Raw genomic sequence first — 7,594 nt, 5'->3', positions numbered from 1 at the left:
GCATTCCCCGAATTGCAGTAACCTTTCCAACACCTTCACCACCCAAATACAAGCCTTGCGGCTTGTTGCCCTCTCTCTAGCTCTCTCCCACGGGAGAGAGGACGGGTGGCTATTGGGATGAAGGGTTCTGCAAAGAAATCAGATCGTGCAGGCTGCTTTTTGTTTTTCAGACGACCTTTATAAACGCTCAATTCAGGCAGCTTTACACTATTATTTTCAATAATCCAATCAAAATCAGCCATCTGCTACCGTGCAGGCTGCTTTTCCAATTCTTGCAACACGCGCAGGATTTCTGCCAGTACATCGTTTGTCTGCTGCAAAATTTCGTGGTTCCAAAAACGCAGCACGGTAAAGCCCAAGCTGTTGAGATATGCCGTCCGCGCGTGGTCGTATGCGGCTTGTTCTGTATGCTGCCCGCCGTCTGCTTCGACAATCAGCTTGGGCGTTATGCACATAAAATCAACAATATAATTTCCTATCGGCTGCTGGCGACGGAATTTATAGCCGTTCAGACGGCCTGCCCGCAGGTGCTGCCACAATTTTGCTTCCGCCTCGCTCATTTCTTGACGCATGGCTTTGGCGCGTTGATGCAGGGCGGGGTTGTCGGCAGTCAATAGTTTTTCGGGCGGGTTCATTTTTGTTATTGGGTTGCTGTTTGTGCAAGCCTTGCTGCCCTCTCCCTAGCCCTCTCCCACGGGAGAGGGGATGGGGTTGCTGATTGAATTAAATGTTGCGGCAAGACAATCTTTTTTCAGACGACCTTTTACGTTTTTATTTTGCACATGCCGTTTGAAAACTTCCTTAAAAGCTGGTGATAAAGGTAATCAAGCCCAAAATGATACCGGGGGCGTTTGCCAGCATAACGGGGTAGTCGCGTTTTTCTTTCAAAAAGCCGTAGGCAACCCATAATGTGCAGTTGATGGCGGCAACAAGGGGTTGCAACGGCGAGCCGGGGTTGCCAGCCAGGTTGTTTTGGATTTGCGGTATATAGGAAACGTACATCCCTACGGCGGTCAGAGTGGCGACGACGGAGAGGATGCGCATTTGTTTTTCAGTCATGCTTTTCTTTTCTGATTTGGGATTTGGTTTTTCAGACGACGTTATTATGTTGAGGGGTCGTCTGAATTTTTGTTTTTTATATTTTGATTTTTATCGGGTTTCAGACGACCTTTGTTGAGTTGAGAGGTCGTCTGAAAAGGCGGCTTATTATTTTGCCGCTTTCATATTGTCAATGAATTTGTCAAACAGATAGCCGACATCTTGCGGACCGGGGCTCGCTTCGGGGTGGCCTTGGAAGCAGAACACGGGTTTGTCGGTCAGTTCGATGCCTTGCAAGGTGCTGTCGAACAAGGATTTGTGGGTAATTCTTGCGTTGGCGGGCAGGGTGTCGGCATCGACGGCGAAGCCGTGGTTTTGGCTGGTGATGACGACTTTGCCGCTGTCCAAGTCTTGCACGGGGTGGTTCGCGCCGTGGTGGCTGAAGTGCATTTTCAGGGTTTTTGCGCCGATGGCGAGGCTGATAAGCTGGTGTCCCAAGCAGATGCCGAAGATGGGTTTGCCGCTTGCCATCAGTTTTTGCACGGCTTCGATGGCGTAGGTGCAAGGCTCGGGGTCGCCGGGGCCGTTGGAGAGGAACACGCCGTCGGGGTTGAGCGCCAACACATCTTCCGCGCTGGTTTGGGCGGGGACGACGGTCAGGCGGCAGCCGCGTGCGGCAAGCATACGCAGGATGTTGGTTTTCACGCCGAAATCGTAGGCGACGACGTGGAACGGTTGTTCGGCAGGGGTAACGAAACCTTTGCCCAACGCCCATTCGCCTTCGGTCCATTCGTAGGCTTCTTTGCAGGAAACTTCTTTTGCCAAATCTTTGCCGACCATGCTGCCGAACGCGGCGATGAGTTCTTGCGCTTTTTCAACCGTAGCGTCTGCGCCGGTCAGAATCGCGCCGCCTTGTGCACCTTTTTCGCGCAGCAGCGTGGTCAGGCGGCGGGTGTCGATGTCGGCGATGGCGACGGTTTTGTTGCGCACCAGATAGTCGTGCAGGCTTTCGGAGGCGCGGAAGTTGCTGTGCAGCAACGGCAGGTCGCGGATAATCAAGCCTGCGGCATAAACGCTGCGGCTTTCTTCATCTTCGGCGTTGGCGCCGGTGTTGCCGATGTGGGGGTAGGTGAGGGTAACGATTTGTTTGCAGTAGGACGGGTCGGTCAGGATTTCCTGATAGCCGGTCATGGAAGTGTTGAACACGACTTCGCCGGAAGTCGAACCTTCGTAACCGATTGATGTGCCGTGAAATACGCTGCCGTCAGCGAGAACGAGAAGAGCCGGAGTGGTCATGATGGAATCCTGTTGCCTGATGATGGTCGGTTTGCAGAAACGGGCAGGGGTCGTCTGAAAATTGTTTACAAAAAAGACCGCCTGAGAAAATATCGGCTAAAAAAAAACACGCCCCGCAGCCTTGATTTTGCTGCGTAACGTGCTTTTTCAGGCATAGCTGCCTATGCCGTAGAAGCAATGCATTCTACGTCAAAAAGCCGCATCGTTCAAGTTGTATCCCAAGATAGTTTCTACCTTAATAATCATGCGGTCTGTTTCATTTTCACCATTTGTCCCCTGTATCAGACAAAAAAATATTCGGAACTGCACATAAATGACATTGTAAATGTTAGAATCGCATTCCGAGAAAATAAAAACAACGTCATCATCCGTCAACCGACGATTTATGAAAAAAGAACGCATTATGAAAAACAACCTTTCACGTTTCCCCGGTACCGTCCGTCCGATGATTTACAGCATCGCCTCCGCGCTCGCCCTTATGGGGGCAGCATCGCAAGCGCAAGCCCAATTTGCCAAAACCCCGCTTTATTTGCAAAACGAGTCTCAGATTACCGAACAGCCGAAAATTAAACATAACATCATGTTTTTTATTGATAACTCTGGGAGTATGGGTCGCAATGCGATTACAGGGGGAGGGAACCCTCCTGGGCAAGAATCAAGGATGGATGTAACGAAAAAAGCATTGAATCAGGTTCTTGACAAGTATCAGGATAAATTTAACTGGGGTTTGCAGGCCTTGGTAAATACAGAGAATAATTTTAGCAATCCTGATCCTACAAAACATACTAAAAAGAATTATACGAATAGCGAAGAAACATTTAATACCTCATGGGAGCAAATGAAAACTTTGGTAGATAACATGAGCCCCTCTGGTTATACGCCTGCTACCCGTAGGTATTACGAAGTAGTTGCATCCGCTGTTATGCCGAATATCAAATACCGCTGTCAGAAATCCTATGTTGTGATGATGTCTGACGGTGATGCCAACTTCTCTTGTAATCATGATAGGACAAGTTTTCATTATCGTTTTAACTATGATGGGAATAACGGTCGGAGAAACTCAAGCTATCCAAGTGCATACCTCAACTACGAGGCAGATCTTTATCGGACGGAACCGTTTATTACTGCTTACAAATATTTTGGCCAGTCTCCGATGAGAGATTTCAGCATTTACGACTTGGCTGATACATGTAGAGATAAGAGGGAAAATGTACACTATTCGAAATTCTGGGATACTGCCAACAGATACAGAGGGGTCGAGGGCGGTATGGCATTTTTTAGCCGCAAGCTTGATGTCAAAGACATTAAAACTGCTGCCGTAGACCGTGTTGATGCTGCTGGGGTGAGCTGGGATGGCGATCCAAATATTGACCCTAAGGGCGTGGATTACAGTAAACAAACGGTACAAACCTTCACTGTTGGTTTTGGTAACGGCATTTCTCCGGCTGGTGAGCAATACCTCATAAGGGGTGCAAGTCGTGATGGCTGGTATTTTAACGCTGCGAAACCTGATGATTTATATAAGGCCTTTGAGAAAATTATCAGTCAGATCAGTGATGATAGTGCAAGCATTCCTTTTGAAGGTGAGGGTGGTACTGCGCCTGCAACTTCCAGCAGTGGTATTCCTGATCTGGCAGCAACCATTAAACTGAATACTGGATCTTGGAGTAGCCAGATTTTATTCAATAAATTGAATGATAGTGATGGTAGAAGAGAAGGTATGGTGACACAGCCTTCTTTCGGTCACCGTAAAACGTTGATTAACACGGGTTCTAATACATACTCTATTGATGACATTCCTGCTGATAAAGTCAACAATGCCTATTTTGGCATTGAGAGTACTAATGGTGACGAATGGAAAAAATTGCTCAATTGGACAGGCAGGGTCGGTAGCGATGACAGTGCATATAGTCCTTACCGTGTCCGTAAGGCCGGAGAGCGTGATTTGGGCGATATTTTGGATGGATCCGTTGCTGCAGTCGGTAATCAGGAGCATGGTCGCCGCAAATATTTGGTTGCCGCAGCCAATGACGGTATGGTGCATATTTTCCAAAGTACGGATGGTAACCATCCTTATGATTTGAAAGTCAGCTATCTTCCTTCTGCAATGGAGCGCGAAAACGATGCGTCAGGTAACCCGATTACGCTTGCCAAAGTATTGAAAGACATTGCACATGCGGATTACGGAAAATCCATTGAAAACCATAAATATGGTGTAAACGGCGGTTTTACCCTGCGTCAGACTCCTGTTGCAGAACAAGGCGGTAAGTTTCAGCAACGTGTCTTTATGTTTGGTGCAATGGGACAAGGCGGACGTGGTGCATACGCTCTCAATATAGGCGGTAAAGAAGATCAAACCACCAATACCGGTTTGGATGCGGCTGCTTTGAGCGATAAAGTTCCTTTGTTTGAAACTGCCAAAGGGAAAGACAATAATTTGGGCTTTACTATCGGTACGCCGCAAATCGGTCGCGTTTCCATCAAACGTGAAACTGATGGTAGTGCCAAACTGGAGGAAAACATTCGTTATGCGGGCTTCCTTGCCAGTGGCTACGCAGCTGAAGAAAAAGATGCAGCAACCAACGAGACTGCGTTATATGTTTACGAAATGCTTGGTAAAGAAGTCGGCACAGGCAAGAAACGCGGAGATGATGCCGGTAAGGCTGGCAATTTGTTAACGAAAATTAAAGTTGATGGCGGTGTAGGCGGGCTGTCTACACCGACGTTGCTTGATACCGATTTTGACGGGGTTGTCGATTTTGCCTTTGCAGGCGACAGAGGGGGTAATATGTACCGCTTCGACCTGCGTGGTGAAACACCGGATAAATGGACTCCAGTCAAAATTTTTACAGGGTCACCCACTAAGCCAATTACTTCAGCCCCTGCTGTTTCGCGCCGAAGTGCGAATAAATATGTTGTAATTTTCGGTACGGGTAGTGAAATTTATCAAAATGATTTAGGTGATAAGAATATACAATCTATTTATGGTATTTATGAAGATTTTACACCCAGTGAGAAAGATTCGGCACAGAGCAAGGATGTAACCCCTGCTTCTGAAAGTGATTTGCAGCAACAGGAGATTCTTAAAGATAAAGAGGGGCAAGAGGGCTATGTTTACCTGAGCAACCATCAGGTTGCGGACACTCAAAAAGGTTGGAAAATTGACTTGCGCGAAGGTGAGCGTGTTTCACTTAAGCCGACCATGATTCTGCGTACTGCCATCGTTACAATACGCAAGTACACTTCCGATGTTGGTAAGACCATCGGCAAGGAAGAAGCGGAAAAAGACTTGTGTCTGCCTGTCAGCAACAATAAGTCAACGGTAACCAGCACTACCTTCCTCGGTATCAATGCTGATAACGGCGGTGCACTCAATAGCCGTAGTGCACGCTTTACGCCTTTTATTCGTGATGATGGTGGTTTCGGTACGCAATACGCCAACGGTTTGACTCGAGAAGGTATTGTCAGCTTCACCTTTATCGATCCGAACAAGCGTACGGACGATCCCGTTACCGCCGATGGTGACAGCGGTGGAACCGGTACGGATAAAGAGCTTGGGTTGGGTTCTGGTACGCCTAACAACAAATGCTTCTCAGGTAAAGAGGGAGACCAGCGTAGCTTGCTCTTGAATAAAGGTGAATCACTGGAAGTGAAAGGCCGTATCTGTGGTCTGCAACGTATCAGCTGGCGCGAGCTGTTTTTCTGATTGGTTTAGTTAAACGTCGCATCCGATAGAAAGGTCGTTTGAAAACTTGGAAACAGGTTTTCAGACGACCTTTCCTTTTTCTTTTGCATGGCTCTTTTAGTTATTCATTGAATTTTGAGCGATCAGTAAACTGGGGCTTTTGCGCGGGTAAGTCCCACGCTAAATTTCATAATAAATATTGCGGCGCAACATTGGTCGTCAGGCCAAGCTTATTTTTTGCTGCTATCGAATACAGTTGGCCGAGATGTATTGGACACGGGAGTCTGATTGATAAAAAGAAAGGTCGTCTGAAACCTTAAAACAGGTTTCAGACGACCTTTTGATATGCTTGATTCGATTAACCCGGTTTGCCATCCGCACGCGGACGGATGAGCCAAGGGATGTATTTCCATGCGTAAAGCAGCAACGCCAGCGCAAAGAGGACCGAGGAGGTACGGATACTGTGTACATAACCGTTGCCGCTGACGAAGGTGGCAATGATGCGGATAACCGTGGAAGCAATCATCAGCCAAAAGGCGACGGGTACGGATTTGGGCGACGGGTAGATAGAGTTGCCGGTATGCCCGAGCGCGGTGCGCGCCATCATCCCTAAGGTCAAAACACCAATACCGCCGACGCCGATAAGGTGTACGCCGAGGTTGAGGAATGAGGCGTGGAAGTAAGAAACGCCGACGGCAATCAGTCCCAAGCCTGTGAACAAATAGCCTGCGAACAAAATCCACAGCATCGGTTCTTTCAAAACGGCTTTATACCACCAGCGGTAAACCTGTACGGTAAAAATCACGCCCGCTGCAAAGGCAAAAGCAGATGAAAGCCAAGGCAGGGCATGGTGCGCCATCAGCATGGCGGTCAACATAGGCAACCAAAGGGATGCGTGTGCCACCCATGCCGGGCTGAGGATTTGCGGAACATTCAGGCGTTTGGAGGTAAAGAAGGAAATGATCCGCATACCGATAAGGCCGATAAAGCCCGCGACCATAATCAAACCGGACTGCAACCCGCTGAGAAGTGCGGCTGCGTTTCCAGCATGCAATTGGAAGTGGAATGCGGCGTGTGTTCCGCCCAAGACGAAGATGGCGAATACGGCGACGTAGTTTCGTTTGTTCTTAGACCGGATAACGGGCAATGCCATGCACACTGCACCATACCAGAAAAACAGTGTGCCCAGTATGCCGCTTGCGGTTGCGCCCCAACCCGGAATGAAAACTGCAATCCTTGCCGCCAACCAAAATGCGGTCAATCCGACCAAAACGCCGCCGCGTGTAGGCGGCTGCCCCGTCCATGTGGCAACGGCGGTCAACAAAAAGGCGATGACGACAAGTCCGGCATAGCCCCAAATCATTTCATGGGCGTGCCAGTAAAAGCCGCGCAACTCGCCCGTACCCGTGTAGCCGAAGCCCCAAAGCAGGATGGACAGTGCGCCGTATAGTGCCGCCAGCGAGTAGAACGGGCGGAATGCCATTGCCCAAACAGGGTGTTTGAAAAAGGCGGTCATGGTAGTTCCTTGGTTTGTATTTGGAATGGTTTATTTTGAATTTGAATGGATAGGAAGGG

6 protein-coding genes are annotated in these 7,594 nt (G+C 48.7%); 1 reads left to right on the top strand and 5 read right to left on the bottom strand.

What is annotated here, in order from left to right:
• Positions 1 to 35: 35 nt before the first annotated feature.
• From NSCA4_RS15075 to carA, 4 genes are all read right to left on the bottom strand, one after another.
• On the bottom strand, positions 36 to 242 hold the full coding sequence (locus NSCA4_RS15075) for a hypothetical protein (protein WP_016687624.1): 207 nt from the start codon (positions 240 to 242) through the stop codon (positions 36 to 38).
• 3 nt (positions 243 to 245) lie between these two features.
• Positions 246 to 635, bottom strand: a complete 390-nt coding sequence (locus NSCA4_RS0107875; protein WP_016687623.1) for an endonuclease domain-containing protein — start codon at positions 633 to 635, stop codon at positions 246 to 248.
• Between the two features lie 166 nt (positions 636 to 801).
• Positions 802 to 1,059 (bottom strand): SemiSWEET family transporter, encoded by a 258-nt coding sequence (locus tag NSCA4_RS0107870; RefSeq protein WP_016687622.1) that lies wholly within the window; start codon positions 1,057 to 1,059, stop codon positions 802 to 804.
• Positions 1,060 to 1,206: 147 nt separating this feature from the next.
• Positions 1,207 to 2,334, bottom strand: coding sequence for a glutamine-hydrolyzing carbamoyl-phosphate synthase small subunit (gene carA, locus NSCA4_RS0107865; RefSeq protein ID WP_016687621.1), 1,128 nt, complete (start codon positions 2,332 to 2,334; stop codon positions 1,207 to 1,209).
• Between the two features lie 385 nt (positions 2,335 to 2,719).
• On the opposite strand from carA, the gene pilC reads away from it, so the two are divergent.
• Positions 2,720 to 6,040, top strand: a complete 3,321-nt coding sequence (gene pilC / locus NSCA4_RS0107855; RefSeq protein ID WP_016687619.1) for a PilC family type IV pilus tip adhesin — start codon at positions 2,720 to 2,722, stop codon at positions 6,038 to 6,040.
• A 337-nt stretch (positions 6,041 to 6,377) separates the two neighbouring features.
• Here the strand turns inward: pilC and NSCA4_RS0107850 are convergent, their stop codons facing one another.
• Positions 6,378 to 7,535, bottom strand: a complete 1,158-nt coding sequence (locus tag NSCA4_RS0107850; protein WP_016687618.1) for an NnrS family protein — start codon at positions 7,533 to 7,535, stop codon at positions 6,378 to 6,380.
• Between the last annotated feature and the right edge of the window lie 59 nt (positions 7,536 to 7,594).

Origin of the sequence: Neisseria sicca 4320 (genome assembly GCF_000193735.1) — a bacterium.
In the GTDB taxonomy this organism is placed as follows: Bacteria; Pseudomonadota; Gammaproteobacteria; order Burkholderiales; family Neisseriaceae; genus Neisseria; species Neisseria sicca_E.
Note: the sequence above shows the minus strand (reverse complement) of the source record. Positions and strands in the feature narration are given on the sequence as shown.

Excerpts from the sequence above, each read along its gene's own strand:
- NSCA4_RS15075 (WP_016687624.1), bottom strand. The coding sequence starts at position 242 with ATGGCTGATTTTGATTGGATTATTGAAAATAATAGTGTAAAGCTGCCT.
- NSCA4_RS0107875 (WP_016687623.1), bottom strand. The coding sequence starts at position 635 with ATGAACCCGCCCGAAAAACTATTGACTGCCGACAACCCCGCCCTGCAT.
- NSCA4_RS0107870 (WP_016687622.1), bottom strand. The coding sequence starts at position 1,059 with ATGACTGAAAAACAAATGCGCATCCTCTCCGTCGTCGCCACTCTGACC.
- carA (WP_016687621.1), bottom strand. The coding sequence starts at position 2,334 with ATGACCACTCCGGCTCTTCTCGTTCTCGCTGACGGCAGCGTATTTCAC.
- pilC (WP_016687619.1), top strand. The coding sequence starts at position 2,720 with ATGAAAAAAGAACGCATTATGAAAAACAACCTTTCACGTTTCCCCGGT.
- NSCA4_RS0107850 (WP_016687618.1), bottom strand. The coding sequence starts at position 7,535 with ATGACCGCCTTTTTCAAACACCCTGTTTGGGCAATGGCATTCCGCCCG.